14 protein-coding genes are annotated in these 22,186 nt (G+C 67.8%); 12 read left to right on the forward strand and 2 right to left on the reverse strand.

The window, feature by feature from the left end; genetic code table 11:
- Nucleotides 1–2: 2 nt before the first annotated feature.
- Nucleotides 3–1,262, reverse strand: coding sequence for an MFS transporter (locus KIH73_RS06790; RefSeq protein ID WP_219081867.1), 1,260 nt, complete (start codon nt 1,260–1,262; stop codon nt 3–5).
- 484 nt (nt 1,263–1,746) lie between these two features.
- Between KIH73_RS06790 and KIH73_RS06795 the strand changes: the two genes are divergently transcribed.
- From KIH73_RS06795 to KIH73_RS06820, 6 genes are all read left to right on the forward strand, one after another.
- Entirely contained in the window at nt 1,747–2,409 is a 663-nt protein-coding gene (locus KIH73_RS06795; protein WP_219081935.1) for a TetR/AcrR family transcriptional regulator, read from the forward strand.
- 724 nt (nt 2,410–3,133) lie between these two features.
- The gene (locus tag KIH73_RS06800; RefSeq protein WP_219081870.1) at nt 3,134–4,462 is read left to right on the forward strand and encodes an MFS transporter; all 1,329 of its coding nucleotides are present in this window, start codon (nt 3,134–3,136) and stop codon (nt 4,460–4,462) included.
- 167 nt (nt 4,463–4,629) lie between these two features.
- Nucleotides 4,630–5,970, forward strand: coding sequence for a glycoside hydrolase family 30 protein (locus tag KIH73_RS06805; RefSeq protein ID WP_219081872.1), 1,341 nt, complete (start codon nt 4,630–4,632; stop codon nt 5,968–5,970).
- Between the two features lie 98 nt (nt 5,971–6,068).
- Complete coding sequence (locus KIH73_RS06810; RefSeq protein WP_219081874.1) at nt 6,069–8,183, forward strand: beta-galactosidase; 2,115 nt, start codon at nt 6,069–6,071, stop codon at nt 8,181–8,183.
- A gap of 437 nt (nt 8,184–8,620) precedes the next feature.
- Nucleotides 8,621–9,811 carry a glycoside hydrolase family 5 protein gene (locus KIH73_RS06815; RefSeq protein WP_219081876.1) on the forward strand — a complete coding sequence of 397 codons (1,191 nt, stop codon included), beginning with the start codon at nt 8,621–8,623 and terminating at the stop codon, nt 9,809–9,811.
- Nucleotides 9,812–9,944: 133 nt separating this feature from the next.
- A complete protein-coding gene (locus KIH73_RS06820; protein WP_219081878.1) occupies nt 9,945–11,591 on the forward strand; it encodes a glycoside hydrolase family 43 protein in 1,647 nt (548 codons plus the stop codon).
- Between the two features lie 132 nt (nt 11,592–11,723).
- Here KIH73_RS06820 and KIH73_RS06825 read toward each other — a convergent pair whose 3' ends face one another.
- Nucleotides 11,724–12,365 carry a TetR/AcrR family transcriptional regulator gene (locus tag KIH73_RS06825; RefSeq protein ID WP_219081880.1) on the reverse strand — a complete coding sequence of 214 codons (642 nt, stop codon included), beginning with the start codon at nt 12,363–12,365 and terminating at the stop codon, nt 11,724–11,726.
- Between the two features lie 120 nt (nt 12,366–12,485).
- Here KIH73_RS06825 and KIH73_RS06830 point away from each other — a divergent pair, with 120 nt between their 5' ends.
- The 6 genes from KIH73_RS06830 (at nt 12,486) to KIH73_RS06855 (ending at nt 22,139) form a co-directional block, all read left to right on the forward strand.
- Complete coding sequence (locus KIH73_RS06830) at nt 12,486–14,822, forward strand: glycoside hydrolase family 3 N-terminal domain-containing protein (protein ID WP_219081882.1); 2,337 nt, start codon at nt 12,486–12,488, stop codon at nt 14,820–14,822.
- A gap of 445 nt (nt 14,823–15,267) precedes the next feature.
- The gene (locus tag KIH73_RS06835; RefSeq protein ID WP_219081884.1) at nt 15,268–15,894 is read left to right on the forward strand and encodes a MarR family winged helix-turn-helix transcriptional regulator; all 627 of its coding nucleotides are present in this window, start codon (nt 15,268–15,270) and stop codon (nt 15,892–15,894) included.
- The gene (locus KIH73_RS06840; protein WP_219081886.1) at nt 15,891–17,723 is read left to right on the forward strand and encodes an ABC transporter ATP-binding protein; all 1,833 of its coding nucleotides are present in this window, start codon (nt 15,891–15,893) and stop codon (nt 17,721–17,723) included. The genes KIH73_RS06835 and KIH73_RS06840 overlap by 4 nt, the downstream gene beginning before the upstream one ends.
- Nucleotides 17,724–17,782: 59 nt before the next feature.
- A complete protein-coding gene (locus KIH73_RS06845) occupies nt 17,783–19,801 on the forward strand; it encodes an ABC transporter ATP-binding protein (protein WP_219081888.1) in 2,019 nt (672 codons plus the stop codon).
- Between the two features lie 265 nt (nt 19,802–20,066).
- Entirely contained in the window at nt 20,067–21,077 is a 1,011-nt protein-coding gene (locus KIH73_RS06850) for a LacI family DNA-binding transcriptional regulator (RefSeq protein ID WP_219081890.1), read from the forward strand.
- 570 nt (nt 21,078–21,647) lie between these two features.
- Entirely contained in the window at nt 21,648–22,139 is a 492-nt protein-coding gene (locus tag KIH73_RS06855) for a GNAT family N-acetyltransferase (RefSeq protein ID WP_219081892.1), read from the forward strand.
- Nucleotides 22,140–22,186: the final 47 nt, after the last annotated feature.

Here is a 22,186-nt window from a genome sequence, read left to right on the forward strand (position 1 = left end):
TCTCACTTCACCTTCCTGATCATCATGATGAAGACGCACGCCAGCACGACCGCGACGATGGCGGTCGGGAACACCATGCCGTAGCTGCCGGTGACGACGACGATGGCGCTGGTGATCACCGGGCCGACCATCTGGCCGAGCGTGGTGGCGATGTTCAGGATGCCCAGGTCCTTGCCGGCCTCCTCCTCGTTCGGCAGCACGTCGACGTTCAGGGCCTGGTCGACCGAGCCGTACATGCCGTAGCCGAAGCCGCCGATCGCGCTGAACAGGATCATGCCCAGCGGGCTGTGCAGCAGCCAGGGCATCGCGTAGCCGACGGCGAGCAGCAGGCTGGCGAGCACGACCGGGATCTTGCGCCGGCCGATCCTGTCGGAGATCGGGCCGGCCGTCAGCGCCGAGATCAGGGAGACGACCATGAGCACGACGCTCATCGTGGAGATCGTGGCCGCCGAGTCCTCGACGGACTGGCCGATGTAGTCCTGCAGGATGTACAGCTGGTAGTTGAGGATCATGTAGTAGCTGAACAGCAGCAGCGAGCGGCCGACGAACGCGAGCCAGAAGTCGCGGGCGCCGTGGGTCGGCGGGCGGAAGCTGGCGAGGATGTCCTTGAGCGAGCCGGAGACTTCGGGCATGTCCTTGCTGGACCGCTCGCGCGGCCAGACGAACACGGTGGCGATGCCGGCGATGGCCATCACGATGCCGGCGAGCACGAAGCCCGGCAGCTGCATCGTGATGAAGCGGGCGCCGATGATCTGGCCGAGCGAGGAGCCGAACAGGGTGCCGGCGGAGATGAAGGCGCTCATCGTGCCGCGCATGTTGTCGGGCACGCGGTCGGCCAGCGAGGCGACGACCGGCGCGATCATCATGTTCAGGCCGACCATCGAGACGCAGTAGCTGATGCCGATGGTCACGCCGTCGGGCAGCACGCCGAGCAGGAACAGCGAGACGCCGGCGATGACGCCGCCCGCCGCGATCCACGGGCTGCGGCGGCCGAAGACGGAGCGGGTGCGGTCGGACAGGTTGCCGACGACGAGGTTGGAGATCAGCGAGGCGAGGGCCGTCGCGGAGTTGAGCACGCCGAAGATGGCGTTGTACGAGTCGGGCGCGATCTCGGACAGGCGCTGCGGGAGCAGCACCGCCGCGACGATCTGCAGGCCGACCATCCAGCAGAGGTTGAAGATGAAGAACGCCGCGCCGAAGCGGATGGTCTGCGCCTTGGTCAGCGACTTCGGCGCCGTTGCTGTGGGCTGGTCCTGAGACATGGGGATATCTCCTTTGATGGGTTGGGGGTGTGCGGCCGCCCGCACGTGACGCGGGCCGCCGGTTCTCGGCTGGGCCGGTGGGGCGGCGCGTCGGCTGGCCGGCGTCGCCGTCGTGCGTCCGGCGGCCCTTCGTCGGGCGTGCGGGACGGGATGGGGCGTGTCGCGTCCCTGAGGACGGCGACAACGCTGTTATTTTATATCTAGTAAATATAAAATAGTGATGGTGTGTCGCGCGCCGGGCGCCTGTCGGCCCGGGTGCGGTTCACGGTTGCGGCTCGCTGGATCCTGTGAACCGGAACGCACGGAATCGCACAGTGGCGCACAGTCGTGTTTGGCGTCGTTCCGCGGATGCCCGCGCCAATCGAACACGCCGTCGGTTCACGGGATCGCGGCGCCGCGAACCGTGAACCGGGCCGGCGGGGCCCGGGCGCTGCTAGGCTTGGGCCGAGGGGCTCCGAGCGTCCCGGAGGAGGGTGTGGCAACCATGGTGCAGGATGGGGGATCCGGTTTCCGGCCGATCAATCGCCGCGTGCGCATGACGCCCGAGCAGCGTCGCGAGCAGATCGCCACGCAGGCGGCCGGGCTCATCGCCCGGTACGGCTCCTACGGCGTGTCGATGCAGGCGATCGCCGACGCGGTGGGGCTGACGCTGCCGGGGCTGTACCACTACGTCAAGGACCGCGACGAGCTGCTGGCGCTGGTCGTCGAGCGCAACTACGACCGCACGATGCCCTCGTACGACGCGCTCGCCGGCGAGTACCGCGCCGAACGCGGCCTGCCGGACGACGCGCCGCTGAGCCTGCCGTGGGTGCTGCGCCGGATGGTCGAGCGCAACGCCGAGCGCCCGGAGCTGGTCACGCTGTTCATGCGGCTGGCCGTCGAGGCGGCCGATCCGCACCACCCCGCCCATGCGTTCTACCGGGACCGCCACCACGTCGTGCTGGCCAACATGACCGCGCAGCATTGGAACCTGCCCGAGGCCTACCGCGACCAGGAGCGGCTGCACGACCTGGTGGTCACCGCCTATTTCGCGATGGACGGCGTGCAGGTCCAGGCCCTGACGAACCCCGACGAGACGATGGTCGAGCTGTGGGCGAGGGCCGAGCGCGTGCTGTTCCCCTCGCCGCAGTGGGACGGGTATCGCTGACGGCGCCGGCGCGGCCGGGGCTTCGGGGCCGGTGCCGGACTTGAATCCCGACCTGGGCCCGGACGCGGGCTTGGACTCGGTGCCGGACCGGGCGTGGATCTGGACTTGGACTTGGGGCCGGGCCTGGATTCGGATTCGGGTGTGAACCCGGGCCCGGTTCCGGGCGCGCCGCGACGTGTGCGAAGGTCTTGCTGGACTTCATGTCCTGTGGCGTTGCCGAGCCTGGGCGTGTGCCGCGACGTGTACGGTGGCCCGGCCGAACTTTCGTGTCCCGCGACGTGTACGGTGGTCCGGCCGAACTTTCGTGTCCCGTGACGGTGGCTTGGGCCTGGTTTCGGGTGCGTGCCTCGACGCGCATGACGGTCGGGGCGGGCTTCCGCATCCCGTGGCGACGCGCCGGCCCGGGCGCGCCGCGGGTCGGGGCGGTTCCGCGGGGATGCGCGGGTGGGTCGCAACGCATGCTGATAGCGCTCGCATCGTTATCGAACCCTGATGCGATAACGTCGTCCAACGGGGGATGGAGAGTGTCGTGAAACTTTATAAACTAACGCTTCTTAAGCGCTTGCATAAATCAGCAACACGCCTGATATATCAACAATAGTATTGTTAATTTGACCTTCAAACAAAGTGGCTATATAGTGTTACTGCCTAATGAACGGTAGATAGCGACGTTGACACCGGTCGTTGGGTGACAAGTCAACGTAGACAGAGGAAAGAAGTCACAATGAATGAGACTGCTACCCTGAGCAAGCAGGAGCGTCTGGCCGCGCATGATGCGGCGATCGCCGCCGCGGACAAGGACCCGACGCTGTCGCCGGAGACCGGGCGCCCGATCTCGAAGATCACGATGACCCGCTTCGGCGCAGGCTTCTTCGTGTTCGGCTTCCTGTGGGCGATCGGCCTGCAGGTCGTCGCCTCGGTGCTGCTGCCGCAGCACTACCAGTCGATCGAGGGCATCGAGCCCGAGGCGCTGCTGGGCATCGTGAACGCGTGGACCGCGGTCGCCTCGCTGGTCTCGAACCTGATGTTCGGCAACTTCTCCGACCGCTCGCGCTCCCGCTTCGGCCGGCGCACCCCGTGGATCGTGTTCGGCGCGGTCCTGGGCGGCGTGACCCTGTTCCTGACCGGCACGACCACGAACCCGGTCCTGCTGACCTTCTGGTACTGCCTGTGCATGTTCGGCCTGAACTGCATGATCGCCCCGCTGGTCGCGATCCTGTCCGACCGCATCCCCTCCGGCATCCGCGGCACGATGTCCGCCTTCTACGGCGCCGGCACGACCGTGGGCTCCCCGATCGGCGTGATGCTGGGCGCGGTCTTCATCACCAACATGCTGCCGGGCTTCGCCGTGGCCGGCGTGTTCATGTTCCTCGGCGGCGTCGTCGCGGTGCTGATCTTCCCGAAGGAGGAGCCCGCCGACTACCTGCCCAAGGCCCAGGGCGGCATCAAGGACGTGCTCGTCTCCTTCAAGCCCCCGCGCTTCTCGACCGCCCATGACTTCTACAAGGCGTTCGCCGGCCGCGTGTGCATGCTGCTGAGCTACCAGATGATCACCGCGTACCAGCTGTACATCGTGCAGAACTACGTCGGCCAGTCCGTCGAGGAGTCCGCGGTCACGATCTCGATCATGTCCACGATCACGATGGTCGTCTCGCTGGTCGGCTCCGTGGTCGCCGGCCCGTTCTCCGACCTGATCGGCCGGCGCAAGGTCCCGGTCGTGGTCGCCTCGGTGTGCTTCGCCATCGGCATCGCGATGCCGTGGATCATGCCCTCGAGCATGGGCATGTTCCTGTACGCCGCGATCGCCGGCCTGGGCTACGGCGTGTACAGCTCGGTCGACCAGGCCCTGCTCGTCGACGTCCTGCCGAACAAGGAGGAGGCCGGCAAGGACCTGGGCATCCTGAACCTGGCCACCACGCTGGGCCAGATGCTCGGCCCGGTCATCATGAGCTCCGTGGTCCTGTCCCTGGGCTATGTGTTCGCGTTCCCGATCGCGATCTGCTTCGCGCTGTTCGGCTGCGTGTTCATCATGCTCATCAAGAACGTCAAGTGACGACGTGCCCCGCGGCACGGCGGCGCGGCCCGGCGGGCCCGCGCCGCCATCGCCCATCCGCGTGAACCCGCCGCGCACCGCCGGCGGGTTCACGCGCATCACGACCTATGCTGGGTCCCAGGGGGGAGCATCGCCTTCCCCCGGACCGACCAGGAAAAGAGATTTCAATGACGAAATGGATCGAGACCACCCAGGACGCCAGGCTCGTCGAGAAGACCCCCGAGCACACCGGCGCCACCACCTCCGCCGACCTGCAGCTTGACGGCAACGCCTACCAGGCGCTACGCGGCTTCGGTGGCTGCTTCAACGAACTCGGCTGGCTGCCGCTGCAGACCGTCACCGAGCGGGAGCGCGACCAGATCATCAAGGAGCTGTTCAGCCCCGACGAGATGAACTTCACGTTCAACCGCGCCCCGATCGGCGCCAACGACTTCGCCTCCGACTGGTACAGCTACGACGAGGTCGACGGCGACTACGCGCTCGAGCACTTCAGCGTCGCGCGCGACGAGAAGACCCTGATCCCGTACATCCACCGCGCCCAGGAGTGGCAGCCGGACATGCAGCTGTTCTCCAGCCCGTGGAGCCCCCCGACCTGGATGAAGCGCCCGAAGGCCTACAACTACGGCCGTCTGATCCAGACCCCGGAGAACCTGACCGCCTACGCCGACTACCTGGTCAAGTACGTGCAGGCCTACGCCGAGCACGGCATCAGGGTCACGCAGCTGCACGTGCAGAACGAGGTGTTCGCCGACCAGAAGTTCCCGAGCGCGCTGTGGACCTCCGACGCGCTCAAGGTCTTCATCCGCGACTACCTCGGCCCCGCCTTCGAGAAGGCCGGCCTGGACACCGACATCTGGCTGGGCACGCTCAACGGCCCGGAGGACATGAAGTGGACCGGCGGCGGCTACGGCATGGCGCTGGACAACTACAACCGCTACGTCGACAACATCCTGTTCGACGACGAGTGCCGCAAGTACATCAAGGGCATCTCCTACCAGTGGGCCGGCCAGAACTGCATCGCCCGCACCCACGAGTCGTGGCCGGAGATCGAGCTGATCCAGTCCGAGTCCGAGTGCGGCGACGGCCGGAACAGCTGGGAGTACGCCGAGTACGTCTTCCATCTGATCAACCACTACTTCCGCAACGGCGCGACCGCCTACACGTACTGGAACATGATCCTGGACGACCAGGACTCGACCTGGGGCTGGTGGCAGAACTCGCTGTACACCATCACCGCGGACACCCACGAGGTGCGCCGCAACCCGGAGTGGTACGTGATGCGCCACTTCTCGAAGTACGTGCGTCCGGGCGCCCGCGTGCTCGGCACCGCCGGCCACTTCAACTCGATGGCCATCGCCTTCCGCAACCCGGACGGCACCGTGGTGGTCGTCGCGCAGAACGCCCTCGAGTACGAGATGCCGTTCACCTTCGCCGATCCGGACGACGCCGGCCGTGGCATCAAGGTCACGCTCGCGCCGCGTTCCTTCAACACGTTCGTCCTCGACTGACGGACGCGACCGGCCGCCGCGGCGCCCGACCCCGGGCGCGCCGCGGCGGCGCAACCCAGGGGCCCGCGCCCCATGCGACAACCAAGGAGCAAGAACCTATGGGCAAGAACACCGTGGACGACATCCTGTTCGGAGCCGCCTACTACGACGAGTACGTCCCGCGCGTCCTCGACCGCGTCGACGAGGACATGGCGATGATGAAGGCCGCCGGCGTCAACGTGATCCGCATCGCCGAATCGACGTGGAGCACCGAGGAGCCGCAGCCGGGCGTGTTCGACTTCAGCCACGTCGACCGTGCGCTCGACGCCGCGCACAAGGCCGGCATCAAGGTGATCGTCGGCACGCCGACCTACGCGGTGCCGACCTGGATGGTCCGGATGCACCCCGAGGTGCTGGCCGACACCCCGGCCGGCCCGGGCAAGTACGGCGCGCGCCAGATCATGAACATCGTCAGCCCGGCGTACCGCTTCTACGCCGAGCGCATCATCCGCAAGCTGATCTCCCACGTCGCCGGCCACCCGGCCGTCATCGGCTACCAGGTCGACAACGAGACCAAGTACTACGATTCGGTCTCCCCGGACATGCAGCTGCTGTTCGTCAAGCACCTGCGCGAGCGCTTCCACGACGACCTCGACGCGATGAACGAGGCGTTCGGCCTGGACTACTGGTCGAACCGGATCAACGCCTGGGAGGACTTCCCGGACGTCACCGCGTCGATCAACCAGTCGCTGCGCGGCGCGTTCGACCGCTTCCGCCGCCAGACCGTCACCGACTTCCTGGCGTGGCAGGCCTCGATCGTGCGCGAGTACGCGCGCGACGACCAGTTCGTCACGCAGAACTTCGACTTCGAGTGGCGCGGCTACTCCTACGGCGTGCAGCCGGCCGTCGACCACTTCAAGGCCGCGAAGGCCATGGACATCGCCGGCGTGGACATCTACCACCCGACCGAGGACGACCTGACCGGCAAGGAGATCGCGTTCGGCGGCGACATGTCCCGTTCGATCAAGGACGGCGCGAACTACATCGTGCTCGAGACCGAGGCGCAGGGCCAGCACGGCTGGCTGCCGTTCCCCGGCCAGCTGCGCCTGCAGGCGTACTCGCACCTCGCCGGCGGCGCCGACGGCGTGATGTACTGGCACTGGAGCTCGATCCACAACTCCTACGAGACCTACTGGAAGGGCCTGCTCGGCCACGACTACGCCGAGAACCCGACCTACCGCGAGGCCGGCGTGTTCGGCCGCGAGATCGCCGACCCGAAGGTCGGCGGGCGCTTGAAGCACCTGAGGAAGCGCAACCAGGTCGCCATCATGGTCTCCAACGAGTCGCTGTCCGCGCTCGACTGGTTCCTCATCGAGGCGGGCTTCCCGTTCGGCGGCACGCTCAAGTACAACGACGTGGTCCGCGCCGTGTACGACGCGCTGTTCGAGCTGAACATCGAATGCGACTTCGTGCCGACCGACGCGCCGGCCGAGAAGCTGGCCGGCTACGCGATGGTCGTGGCCCCGGCGCTGTACTGCACGCCGCAGGAGACCATCGACAACCTGCACGCCTACGTCGAGGCCGGCGGCCACCTGGTCGCCACGCTGCGCTCCTTCGTCGCCGACGACGACGTCAAGGTCTGGCACGACGCGGCGCCGCACGGCCTGACCGACGTGTTCGGCATGAGCTACAACCAGTTCACCCGCCCGAAGCACGTCGGCGTCGCGTTCTGCGGCGCGCTCGAGGGCACCCCCGACGCCGAGGCCGCCGCGCTGATCGAGCTGATCAGGCCGGCCGAGGGCGCCGAGACGCTCGCCTTCTACACGCACTACGCGTGGAAGGACTATGCGGCGGTGACCCGCAACGCCTTCGGCGGGGGCTGGGGCGAGTGGATCGCCGCCGTGCTGCCGCCGGACGCGATGCGCGCCGTGATGTCCGAGGCCGCCGACCGTGCCGGCGTCACCGGCGCCGGACGCGCGCTGGCCGGCGCGCTCACCGTGCGCCAGGGCGTGAACGAGGCCGGCGAGACCGTGACCTACCTGCTCAACTACTCGGCCGAACCGGTCGAGGTCTTGAGCCCTGTGGCCGGCGAGGTCGTCGTCGGCGGCCGGCGCGTGGTCACCGAGGGCACCGCGGTCGACGATCCGGCCGTCGGACCCGCCGCCGGCACCGCGATCGCCGAGGGCGACGCGGTCGCGGTCGGCCCGTGGAACGTGGTCGTGATCGCCGGCTGAGCCGCATCGGCCCGCCATATCGGTCCGTGGTAGGCGCATGCCGCGTTCCGTAGGCACCGCAGGCTGCGAGGCGGCCGGCGGAGGCGTTGGCATTCCAACGTTTCCGCCGGCCGCCTTCGTCGTATTGCGCGCCGTGGGGCGCGGCGGGTGCCTACTGAAGCCCGCAGGCGTCGACGATGCCCCGCGACACATTGGTTTATTGATTTGACAAATAGGGGATCGGGGTGGATAATGTAGTTATCTACCACATATTAGATAAACAAGTCGCCGGGACGCCCTGCAGATGGGGCGAACCGGCGGTGCGGGCGGCGCATGTCGTTGCGGAATGGGTCGCCTCGCGGTTTGCGCACCCGAGGGCGCGCAGCAATATCAAGTATGCGGTAGATACGGAAATCACCAGTGTTCGATAGTCAGTGCAGACATGGATGGAGCAACCAATGGACACGACATACATCAACGGCGTCAACCTGGGCAACTGGCTGGTGCTGGAGAAGTGGATGAACCCCGCCCTGTTCGACGGCACCACCGCCGAGGACGAGTACTATCTGCCGACCCAGCTCGACCCGGCGGTCTATGAGGCCCGCATCAGGACCCACCGCGCCGAATACATCACCGAGCGCGACTTCGCGACGATCAGATCGTGGGGGCTGAACTCGGTGCGCATCCCGGTGCCGTACTTCGTCTTCGGCGACCGTCCGCCGTTCATCGGCTGCGTCGAGGAGCTGGACAAGGCCTTCAACTGGGCCGACAAGTACGGCCTGAGCATCCTGATCGACCTGCACACCGCGCCGATGAGCCAGAACGGCTTCGACAACGGCGGCATCTCCGGCGTGTGCAAGTGGGCGCAGCTGCCCGACGAGGTCGAGTTCGTGCTCACCGTGCTCGAGCGCCTGGCGCGGCGCTACGGCCGGCGCGACGCGCTGCTGGGCATCGAGGTCATCAACGAACCGAACACCACCGCCTCGTGGGACAACATGAACGTGACCGAACGCTACAAGGCCGTCGACCCGGAGCTGGCCGAGGGCACCGGCCCGATCGCCTTCGACTGGCTCGAGGACTTCTACGTCGCCGCCTACCACCGCCTGCGCGAGCAGGGCGGCCTGCCCCAAAGCAAGGCCGTGGTGTTCCACGACGGCTTCGACCTGTACCGCTGGAAGGACTTCCTCGACGACGCCAAGGGCTTCGTCAACGTCATCTTCGACACCCACCAGTACCTGATGATGGCCGAGATCGTGGGCTGCCCGCAGACCGTCGAGGGCTACGACGGCTTCGTCAAGGGCACCTACGCGCCGATGATCGAGGAGATGAGCCGGCGCTTCCCGGTGATCGTGGGCGAGTGGTGCCTGTTCAACTCGGTCGGCTGCGGCGTGGACACCCATGGCGGCCAGTCCGTGCTCAACGGCGAGGAGGGCGCGGCGGCCGAGACGCTGAGCCCGCAGGAGAAGCGCGACCTGTACCAGGGCGTGGCGAAGTCGCAGCTCGAGGCCTGGAGCAAGGGCCACGGCCACTACTACTGGAACTACAAGCTGCTCACCGACACGGTGAACACCCCCGGCTGGATCGGCTGGGACGCCTGGGACCTGGGCCGCTGCATCGCCCAGGACTGGTATCCGGTCGGCCACCGCTGACCGCCGCCGACCATCCCGACTGTTCCGACCGGGCGCGCCGCCGTGCGTCCGGCCGGACCCCTCCGCCCGCGCCCGCCTCGGCGGCGGGCCGGCCCGCACGCAACCGCACATGACTCACGCTAAGGACAACGCAATGCTGCACAATCCGATCTTCAAGGGGTTCAACCCCGATCCGGCCATCTGCCGCAAGGGCGACGACTACTACGTCGCCGTCTCCACCTTCGAGTGGTTCCCCGGCATCCCGATCTACCATTCCAAGGACATGAAGCACTGGGAGCTGCTCACCCACGTGCTCACCGACGACACCAACCCGAACCTCGCCAAGCTGCCCTCCGCCAAGGGCATCTGGGCCCCCTGCCTGACCTACTGCGAGGAAGAGGACATGTTCTACGTGGTGTACGGCGTCATGAACTCGATGAACGCCCGCTACTTCGACGTGGACAACTTCCTGATCACCGCCAAGGACATCACCGGGCCGTGGAGCGAGCCGGTGTACCTGACCTCCTCGGGCTTCGACGCCTCCATCCTGCATGACGACGACGGCAGGAAGTACGTGGTCTCGCTCGAGTGGGAGACCCGCGAGGGCTACGAGAAGCCCGGCGTCATCTGCTGCGTCGAGTACGACCCGGTCGCCAAGCACGTCGTCGGCTACCCGAAGCGCATCTGGCGCGGCGCCACCGACCGCGGCTGCATCGAGGCCCCGCACCTGACCAAGCGCGACGGCTGGTACTACATCATGTGCGCCGAGGGCGGCACCGGGTACAACCACGCCGTCACGATGGGCCGCTCGCGCAACGTCTGGGGGCCCTACGAGCCCGACCCTCTCGGGGCGATCGTCACCTCCCAGCCGCGGGAGTCCAACGAGCGCGCCGACCCGGACCATCTCAAGCCCAAGTACTTCAACCCCGACTCGGTGCTGCAGAAGTCGGGCCACGGCAGCTACGTCGACCTGCCGAACGGCGAGACCTATCTGGTGCACCTGACCGCGCGCCCGTTCGTGCCCGAGCTGCGCTGCACGCTCGGCCGCGAGACCGCGATCCAGAAGATGACCTGGACCGAGGACGGCTGGCTGCGCATGGCCGACGGCTCGAACCTGGCCAAGCCGGAGGTCGAGGAGCCCGACCTGCCGGACGTGCCGATGCCGCGGATCCCCGCGCGCGACGACTTCGACGCCCCCGAGCTGGGCAACTGGTACTACGCGCCGCGCATCATGCCGACCTCGTTCGCCGACGTGACCGCGCGCCCGGGCTGGGTGCGGCTGCGCGGCCAGGAGTCGCTCGCCTCGCTGAACCGCACGAGCCTGCTGGCCCGCAAGCTCACCAGCGTGCAGGCCACCGTGACCACGAAGATGGAGTTCAGCCCCGAGGTCTACCAGCACAGCGCCGGCCTTGTGCTGTACTACGACAACATGAACAACGCCTTCCTGCGCGAGTACTGGTCGGAGACGCTCGGCGGGCCGGCCATCTCGATCGTGCGGCTGGAGAACGGCGAGAAGACCGAGATGCTCGACACGCGCACCGCGGTCGAGGACCGCGCGATCTACATGCGCCTGAACATCCGCGGCCGCCGCTCGTGGTTCGAGTGGGGCTACGACGGCGAGCACTGGAGCGCGATCGGCCCGGAGTTCGACACGACCACGTTCTCGGACGAGTACTGCAAGTTCGGCGAGTTCACCGGCACGATGGTCGGCATCGCGGTGACCGACGCCGCGCTGCACTCCAAGACCGCCGACTTCGACTTCTTCGAGTACGAGGCCGACGAGTCCGCGCCCGTCGAGTGACGGGGTCGGGGCCGCGGGCGATCCGCGGACGATGACCTGCGGGGCGGGTCCGGCCGGCGCCGGGCCCGCCCCGCCGTCGTATCGTGCGTGGTCCGGCGGCGCGCGGGGCCGCGGGCGCGTCGGAGTCCGCGCTCAGCGGTAGTCGTCCCACTCGGGGGAGGGGAAGATCATTTGCTCGAACCCCACCCACTCGTCGACCAGATCGATCGGCGGGTTGCGCAGCCAGCGGAACTGGATGCCGTCCATCGCCTCCATGGCCTTGCGCACGTAGGGGCGCATATGCTCGTCCCAGGGGCGCAGGCGCGGCGGGATGCTCCACGGGTGGCGTGCGTAGCCGTCCCAGATCGTCGCGATGCGCGCCTCGAACTCGTCGTGCAGCGGGTGCTCGGGGTTGAGCGTCTCGGCCATCAGCACCGAGAAGAGCTGGACCAGCATCCGCCGCTGCGCGTTGTGCCGCACCAGGAACCGCAGATAGGCCGGGAAGTGCGGGGCGTCGGGGGCGGAGCCCGGCAGGCCCGAGGCGAAGAACTCCTCCGGGGTGCCGGAGGCGTTGTAGTACTCCTCGTAGACCATCGAAAGCATGCGGTCCTTGCTGCCGACGTAGCGCAGCAGGCCCTGCTTGGAGATGCCGACCTCGTCGGCCACGTCCTGGACGGCGATGCCGTTGAAGCCGCGCTCGCTGATCAGCCGTACGGCGGCGTCGAGGATCTCGCGGCGCCGCCGCTCGGGGGACTTGCGGGTGCGGGGGCGCGGGGCTGTCGGTGTGGTCGTCATATCTGGCAGTCTAGCGCGGCGCGACACCGTATGGCGCGGCGTCCCCGCCGGTGCTATAGTGTTAATTACCAAACGGTAGTTAAGCTGCCGGACGCATTCAATGAAGAAAGGCGAACGCCAATGGCCGTCAACGACGCAACCATGCCGTACAAGAACCCCGACCTGCCCGTCCAGGAGCGCATCGCGGACCTGCTCGGCCGCATGACCCTGGAGGAGAAGGTCGGCCAGATGATGCAGCTCGACGCCCGCATGGGCAACCTCGACGAGCTCATCGTCGACAGGCACGTCGGCTCGATCCTGCACACCAGCCCCGAGGACCTGCCCCGGGCCGTCGAGACCGTGAACACCAAGACCCGCCTGGGCATCCCGCTGGTCATCGGCGACGACTGCATCCACGGCTACTCGTTCTGGCCGGGCGCCACGATCTACCCCGAGCAGCTGGGTATGGCCGTGACCTGGGACCCGGACAAGGTCGAGGCCGCCGGCCGCGCCACCGCCGAGGAGGTCTCGGCCACCGGCGTGCACTGGACGTTCTCCCCGGTGCTGTGCATCGCGCGCGACACCCGCTGGGGCCGCGTCGGCGAGACCTTCGGCGAGGACCCGTACCTGATCGGCGAGATGGCCTCGGCCATCGTGCGCGGCTACCAGGGCGGCGCCAAGGCCGGCGAGCCGCTGGCCAAGGATGCGATCCTGGCCTGCGCCAAGCACTTCGCCGGCTATTCCGAGACCCAGGGCGGTCGCGACGCCTCCGAGGCCGACCTGTCGCACCGCAAGCTCGAATCCTGGTTCCTGCCCCCGTTCGAGCGCGTCGCCAAGGAGGGCTGCGGCACGTTCATGCTCGGCTACGAGTCGATCGAGGGCGTGCCGGTCACGTTCAACCACTGGCTGCTCACCGACAAGCTGCGCGGCGAATGGGACTACCAGGGCACGCTGATCACCGACTGGGACAACGTCGGCCGCTCGGTGTGGGAGCAGCGCGTCAAGCCCGACTACGTGCACGCCGCCGCCGACGCGGTCAAGGCCGGCAACGACCTGGTCATGACCACGCCGCAGTTCTACGAGGGCGCCATCGAGGCCGTGCGCACCGGCCTGCTCGACGAATCGCTGATCGACTCGGCCGTCGCGCGCATCCTCGCGCTGAAGTTCCGTCTCGGCCTGTTCGAGGACCCGCGCCTGCCCGATCCCGAGCGCATCAAGGCCGTCGTCGGCTCCGAGGAGCACCAGCGGCTCAACCTCGACATCGCCCGCGAGGCGGTGGCGCTGCTGAGGAACGACGGCGCCCTGCCGTACGAGCCCGCGAAGGTCGGCGGCCCCAAGCGCATCGCCGTCGTCGGGCCCCTGGCCGACGACGCGCAGACGCAGCTGGGCGACTGGGCCGGCAGCTCCGGCCAGGTCAACTGGATGCCGGACGGCCAGCCGCGCGAGATGATCGAGACCGTGCTCGACGGCTTCCGTGCGCTCGTGCCCGGCGACTGGGAGGTCGCGTACTCGAAGGGCGCCGACATCGTCGACCTCGTGCCTGATCCGGAGGGCGAGACCTACCCGGACGGCCAGCCGCGCCCGAAGATCGGCGTGTCGGCCGCCGTGGACGAGGCCCTGCTGGACGAGGCCGTGGAGAACGCCCGGCGCTCCGACCTGGTCGTCGCCGTGGTCGGCGACGTCATCCAGACGATCGGCGAGACCTGCTCGACGGCCACGCTGGAGCTGCTCGGCGGGCAGAACGCGCTGCTCGACGCGCTCGCCCGGGTCGCGCGCGAAACCGGCAAGCCGCTGGTCGTCGTGCTGATGAGCTCCAAGCCGCAGGTGCTGCCCGCCTCGGTGATCGGCGCCAACGGCGTCATCGTCGACGAGTCGGCCGCCGACGGCGTCTCCGCGCTGCTGTGGGCGCCCAGCCCGGGCATGAAGGGCGGCCGCGCGATCGCCGAGATCGTGCTGGGGCTCACCGAGCCCAGCGGGCGCCTGCCGATCACGTTCCCGCGCCACGCGGGCCAGCTGCCGGTCTACTACAACCAGATCCGCGGCCAGCACGGCAACCGCTACGCCGACCTGACGCAGGACCCGGCGTTCGCGTTCGGCGAGGGCCTGTCGTACACGACCTTCTCGTACGGCGAGGTCGCGATCGACGGCGCGGACACGCCGTTCTCGACCGACGACACCATCCACGCCTCGGTCACGGTGACCAACACGGGCGGGCGCAGGGGCGTCGAGGTCGTCCAGGCCTACGTCGGCGACATCGTGACCTCCTACAGCTGGACCGACCGCGAGCTCAAGGCGTTCCGCCGCATCGAGCTCGAGCCGGGGCGGAGCGCGACCGTCACGTTCGACATCCCGGTCGCCGACTGCACGATCGTCGACGATCAGGCGCGCCGCATCGTCGAGCCCGGCGAGTTCGAGCTGCTGATCGGCCACTCGAGCCGCCGCGAGGACCTCAGGCGGGCCACGTTCGCCGTGGCCTGAGGCCGGGCCGTCCGGCCCCGGTCCCGAAGGGGCGGGCGGGCCGCCTGATGCCATGCGCCCGGTTCACAAGTTCCGTGCTGCGGAACCTGTGAACCGGGCGCATGTGCGTTTTCCGTACCGAACCGCGGAATTCCGCCGATGCCGATGTGCGGGTGGCGTGCTGTTCCGTGCGTTCCGGTTCACGGGTTCCGCGCCGCCGAACCTGTGAGCCGGACCGTCCGAGGGGCGGGGTGGTCCCTCCCGGTGGCGTTCCGGTGGATGTTCGCCCACGGCGTGAGGTCCGGCGCGGGCGGCATGGCCTGGGCGGCCTTGGAATTCCGCGGTTTCCGCGCGACACGCCGAAATGTTGTATATGCAACAGTTGTATATGCCGCATAATATGCTGGCTTCCCGCAAGACACGGAGAGCCGGGCATGGACCGGGGAAAGGGGGTGGGGCGCCGCCGATGGAATCCATCAGACAGTGGGCCGAGCCCGATATGGCCGCCGTGCTCGAACGCACGCGCCCCAGCATCGAGATCCGCTCGCTGCACAACATGATCAACCGATACCTCGCGGCCACCATGCCGGAGGAGGCGCGCATCGCCACGGGGGGCAACACGCACATCATCGTGTACCTCGAACGGCACGAGGGACGGGACATCTTCCAGTACGACATCGAGCAGCGGTTCTCGATCACCCGCTCGACGGCCTCGCGCGTGCTGAGCCTCATGGAGAAGAAGGGGCTCATCGAACGCCGGTCGGTCGATTATGACGCGCGTCTGCGCAAGATCGTGCTGACGGACAAGGCCAGGGCGATCTCCCAGACGCTGCGGGACAACGCCTCGAGCATGGAACAGGTGCTGCTCGACGGATTGGACGCCGAGGACGTGCGGCGACTGCTCGACGTGCTCGGCCGCATGAAAAACAACCTCGCCGCCACCGGCAAGGTCGGCTGGGACTGCGCGAGGACGGGGGAGCGGCCGTGGCCGCATCCGCCCGGCGCATCGCAAAACGGTGACGTGCCGTATGGGGACGGCGCCGAACGAACGTCAACCAACACCACTACAGAGGAAGGAACGGAAACGCAATGACATCCACCACTGCAAGCGCCGACGTCCAGACGACGGCGCAGCCGGCCGTGGACCAGGCGCAGGAACGTCCGAAGCATATTCTGCGGACGCTGTTCCGCAGCCTGCGGGAATACAAGAAGCCGAGCGTGCTCGCGCCGTTGTTCGTCGCGGTCGAGGGCATCCTCGAGATCGCCATCCCCACCGTGATGGCCACGCTGATCGATGAGGGCATCACCGGCGGCAGCATGCCGGCCATCCTCAAGTTCGGCCTGATCCTGCTGCTGTGCGCGGTCGTCTCGCTGATCTGCGGATTCCTGGCCGGAAAGTACGCGGCCATCGGCGCCGCCGGCTTTGCGAAGAACCTGCGCCATGACCTGTTCGACAAGGTCCAGGGCTTCAGCTTCACGAACATCGACCGCTTCTCCACCGGCTCGATCATCACCAGGCTCACCACCGACGTGACCAATCTGCAGAACGCCTACATGATGGTGATCCGCACCGCCGTGCGCGCCCCCATCATGATGATCGTCTCGTGGATCTTCTCGTTCCGCATCAGCCCGCAGATCTCGCTGGTGTTCCTCGTGATCATCCCGATCCTCGGCGTGGTGCTCTTCGCCCTGGCCGCCTACGTGCATCCGATCTTCGAGCGCGTGTTCCACACCTACGACGAGCTCAACAACGTCGTGGACGAGAACCTGCAGGGCGTGCGCGTGGTCAAGTCCTTCAACCGCGAGGAGCACGAGGACCGCAAGTTCGGCTCCATCTCCGAGCTGATCTACAACAACTTCGTCCGCGCCGAGAAGATCCTGAGCTTCAACTCGCCGGCGATGAACCTGTGCATCTATGCGGCGATGATCGTCATCGCCTGGGTGGGCGCCCGCCAGATCGTCGCCTCGGGCAACGACCCGGCGCTCGGCCTGACCACCGGCGACATGACCGCGCTGGTCACCTACGCGCTGCAGATCCTCATGAGCATGATGATGATCTCGATGATCTTCGTCATGGTCATCATCTCGCGCGCCTCGGCCGAGCGCATCTGCCAGGTGCTCAACGAGATCAGCACCGTGCGCGACCACGAGAACCCGGTGATGGAGGTCAAGGACGGCTCGATCGAGTTCGACCACGTCACCTTCCGCTACTCCGACAGCTCCGAGCGGCCCGTGCTCGACGACATCGACCTGAGGATCGCGTCCGGCATGACCGTCGGCGTCGTCGGCGGCACCGGCTCGGCCAAGTCCAGCCTCGTGCAGCTGATCCCGCGCCTGTACGACGTCTCCGAGGGGTCGCTGAAGGTCGGCGGCGTCGACGTGCGCGACTACGACCTGGTGACGCTGCGCGACCAGGTGGCCATGGTGCTGCAGAAGAACATCCTGTTCTCCGGCACGATCGCCGAGAACCTGCGCTGGGGCAACCCGGACGCCACCGACGAGGAGATCCGCCACGCCTGCCGGCTCGCGCAGGCCGACGGCTTCATCCAGGAGTTCCCGAAGAAGTACGACACGTACATCGAGCAGGGCGGCACCAACGTCTCCGGCGGCCAGCGCCAGCGCCTGTGCATCGCCCGCGCGCTGCTGAAGAAGCCGAAGATCCTGATCCTGGACGACTCCACCAGCGCCGTGGACACCAAGACCGACAAGCTGATCCGCGAGGCGTTCCACCACGAGATCCCGGACACCACCAAGATCATCATCGCCCAGCGCGTCGCCTCGGTGGAGGAGTCCGACCTCATCCTCGTGATGGACGCCGGCCGCATCATCGCCAAGGGCACGCACGAGCAGCTGCTCGAGACTTGCGACGAGTACCGCGAGATCTACGAGTCCCAGACCCAGAACAAGGTAGGTGAGGAGTGATGACGCAGACCGCCGTGAACCCCACCGAGACGAACGAAACCAGAAAGGACATGCAAGGGATGGCTGAGGGCAAAGCCAGCGGCCAGGGCTCGCTGCTCAGGCGCACCAAGGCGGCGTCGGGCACCATCAAGCGCCTGTTCGGCTACATCTTCAAGTTCAAGTTCCAGGTCGCGGTCGTCGTGATCTGCATTCTCGTGTCGGCCGCCGCCCAGGCCGGCTCGTCGCTGTTCCTGCAGTCGCTGATCGACGACTACATCCTGCCGCTGGTCGGCCTCGACGACCCCGACTGGGCGCCGCTGGTCCACGTGCTGACGCTGATGGCCTGCCTGTACGCGGTCGGCACGTTCTGCGCCTGGCTGAGTCAGTGGCTGCTCGTCAACATCGAGCAGGGCGTGCTCAAGAAGATCCGCGACGAGATGTTCGCCCACCAGCAGCTGCTGCCGATCAAGTACTTCGACACCCATGAGCACGGCGACATCATGAGCCGCTACACCAACGACACCGACACGCTGCGCCAGGCGATCAGCCAGTCGTTCCCGCAGATGTTCCAGTCCGCGATCTCCGCGCTCGCCGCGCTGGTCTCGATGCTGTGGCTGTCGGTGCCGGTCACGGTGTTCGTGCTCGCGTTCACGGTCGTGCTGTTCGTCGTCGTGCGCGTCCTCGTCGGCCGTTCGGGCCGCTACTTCGTCAGGCAGCAGGAGGCCCTCGGCGACGTCAACGCCTTCGTCGAGGAGGCGGTGAACGGCCAGAAGGTCATCAAGGTCTTCAACCACGAGCCGGCCACGGCCGAGACCTTCCGGCGCAAGAACGAGGAGCTGTTCCACGCCAGCTCGCAGGCCAACATCTACGGCAACGTCACGATGCCGGTGGTCAACAACATGGGCTACCTGCTGTACATCCTGCTCGCCGTGGTCGGCGGCGCCTGGGCGCTCGCGGGCTTCGGCAACTTCGGCCTGTCCGGCTCGGGCGCGCTGTCGCTCGGCGCGCTGATCTCGCTGCTGACGCTGTCGCGTTCGTTCATCAATCCGCTCGGCCAGGTCTCGATGCAGCTGAACATGGTGATGATGGCGCTCGCCGGCGCCGGCCGAATCTTCCAGCTGATGGACGAGCCGGTCGAGACCGACCGCGGCACCGTGCGCCTGGTCAACGTGCAGCTCTCCTCCGACGGCCGCACGATGACCGAATGGCCCCGGCCGACCGGCCACTGGGCCTGGAAGCGCGAGGCCAGCGACGACGGCACCCGCACCCTCGAGTACGCGAAGACCCTCAAGGGCCGCGCCGCCGAGATCGCCGCGGACGCCCGCAGCCAGGCGGTCACCTCGGAGGACGGGCGCCTGACGCTGCTGCGCGGCGACGTGCGCTTCACCAACGTGACCTTCGGCTACGACCCGGACAAGCCGGTGCTGCACGACATCACCTGGTTCGCCGAGCCGGGCCAGAAGGTCGCCCTCGTCGGCGCGACCGGCGCCGGCAAGACGACGGTGACCAACCTGATCAACCGCTTCTACGACATCCAGGAAGGCCAGATCCTGTACGACGGCATCAACGTCAAGAGCATCCGCAAGCAGGACCTGCGCCGCTCGCTGGGCATCGTGCTGCAGGACGTGAACCTGTTCACCGGCACCGTGATGGACAACATCCGCTACGGCAACCCGGAGGCCACGCCCGAGCAGTGCATCGAGGCGGCGAAGCTCGTGAACGCCGACAGCTTCATCCGCATGCTGCCGCAGGGTTACGACACCGTGCTCAAGGGTGACGGCTCCGGCCTGTCGCAGGGCCAGCGCCAGCTGATCTCGATCGCGCGCGCCGCCGTGGCCGACCCGCCGTGCCTGATCCTCGACGAGGCCACCTCGTCGATCGACACCCGCACCGAGTCGGTCGTCCAGGCCGGCATGGACAACCTGATGAAGGGGCGCACGGTGTTCGTCATCGCGCACCGCCTGTCCACGATCCGCAACTCCGACGTGATCATGGTCCTCGACCACGGCCGCATCATCGAGCGCGGCACCCACGAGGAGCTGCTGGAGAAGAAGGGCGAGTACTACCAGCTCTACACCGGCGCGATCGAACTCGAGTAGCGCCGTGCGGCCGGGCGGCCGCGCATGCCGCGCGCATGCCGGCAGCCTGGCCCATGCAGCCGACGGGCCCGGAGCGCACGGGCCATGCCCCCGACGGCGTCCCCGACGGACGCCGGCGTTCGGGGGTGTGGTCCGCGCGCTCCGGGCCCGTCGTCGTTGCGCCTCACGGGCCGGCGGTGTGTGGTTGCCGCACAGGAACGGCCGTGTTTCACACCGGCGACATCCGGCCGCTGTAAGGTATGGTGTCAAACGCAGGGAGGGTGTCATGGGCTTCGTAACGATCCGGGACGTCGCACGTCAGGCGGGGGTGTCGATAACCGCGGTCTCGCAGATTCTGCACGGCAAGGGGCGGTTCTCCCAGGAGACGCGCGACCTGGTGCAGCGCACCGTGGACGAGCTGGGCTACATCCCCGACTCGCGCGCGCAGGCGATCCGTTCGTCCCGCTCGAAGACCGTCGGCCTGCTGGTGCCGGACATCCGCAACCCGTTCTTCGCCGACCTGGTGTGCTCGGTGGAGGAGATGCTGCACGAGAAGGGGTACAGCACGCTGATCGGCACGTCCGCCGAGGACGTGAACCGCCAGGACGCGTTCATCAACACGCTGCTGGGCTACCGCATCGACGGGGCGATCGTGGTGCCGCAGGGGGTGCAGTCCCCGGGCATCGACATGCTCGTCGACCAGGATCTGCCGCTGGTGTTCGTGGACCGGCGCGTGCAGGGCGTCGACAGCGTGCCGTTCGTGGTCTCCGACCCGTACACGGGGCTGCAGGAGGCGTTGGACACGCTGCATCAGCTCGGGCATCGGCGCATCGGCTACGTGGCGCACCCCTCGCTGGGCTCGTTCAGCGTGAACGAGCGCGAGACCGCGTTCCGCGAGATCGCCGCCGGCCTGTTCGACCAGGAGCCGACCATCGTGGCCTGCGACAACACCTTCGCCTCGCGCAAGCAGGCGCTCGTCGAGCTGTTGGCCGCCGACGTCACCGCGATCGTGTTCGCCTACTCGCCGGACGCCATCGCGCTGATCGGCCTGCTGCACGACCGCAGCATCGACATCGGCACCGACGTGTCGGTGGTGTCGTTCGACGACATCGACGCCTTCAAGCTGATGACCCCGCAGATCGCGATCATCTCGCAGCAGGTGGGGGACATGGGCCGCCAGGGCGTCGAGATGCTGCTGGCGCGCATCGACGCCAAGCGCAAGCGCCGTGCCGAGAACCGACGGATCCCGACCGTGTTCGTCCAGCGCGGGTCGGTGTGCGTCGCGCCGGTGGGCTGACGCGGGCGGCGCGTCGGGCGCGGCCGGCCGATCGGCGGTGGGCGATGGGTTGCGGCCGTGCCGGGCGCCGGTGGGGGCGGCGTGGCCGGTGCCGGTGTGTGCGCCGTAGCCGACCGTGCGGCCGCGCCGGTGGATGCGGGGCCGCGTCGGGGGAGCGGGCGATTACGTCGGGCGCGCCGCCGGCGGGAGGGCGGCCTCATCGGACGCGCCGGCCGCGACGGCACGGTCGCGGAGCTGTTATGATGCTGAACCATCGTGGGTGCGGAGGCGCCGTCCGCGGGCTCCGGGTACGAGGGCGTGCCGGGCCGGTCGGGGCGTCCGCGTGCGCGGTCGCCGTGGCACAGGGTCGTGCCGCGGCGTCGGAGCGTTGATCTGGCGTCCGGTCCGTGCGGGCCGGTGCCGGGAGGAGCGGTGATGGTCGTCTGCCGATGCGCTGGTGGTCCGCCGTGCGAGTCATGCCATGTCCGCGGCGGTTTTGACAGTCGCGATAAAACGATGTAGCATGACGTTTGTTGGTTGATAAAACGTTGTAGCATCCAACGGACGCTCAATGCGGAGGTTCCATCGGCAATGCGTATTTCGGTTCGGCGCAACGCGCTCACGGCGGAGATCTATGAGGGCATCCGCGAGACCGCGGGGTTCCATCGCTACCGTCGCGAGGACGTCCAGGCCGCCCTCGACGGCGGGCTGTTCTCCGTCGTCGTGACCGTCGACGACGTCCCGGCCGGCATCGGCCGGCTGGTCGGCGACGGCCGCATCGCCTTCTTCGTCAAGGACCTGGTGGTGGCGCCGGAGTACCGCCACCTGGGCATCGGCTCGATGGTCCTCGACGAGCTGATCGGCTACGTGCGGGCCCACTGCTGCGAGCACGCGTACGTCGGCCTGATGTCGACGCCCGGCAAGGAGGGCTTCTACGAGCGGCACGGGTTCACCCGCCGCCCGACGGCCGACCTGGGCAGCGGCATGGTCCGCTTCGTTGATCCCGCGCCGGCGGGCGTCCCCGCGGCCGCGTCCGGCGAGGCGATGAGGTCCACGTTTCTCGAGGCCGCTCTGACTTCGTGAATTCGTTCACGGATATGTGTGACCCATGAAAACACAACAAGTAGAAA

It is taken from the genome of Bifidobacterium phasiani, assembly GCF_019331775.1.
Taxonomy (GTDB): Bacteria; Actinomycetota; Actinomycetes; order Actinomycetales; family Bifidobacteriaceae; genus Bifidobacterium; species Bifidobacterium phasiani.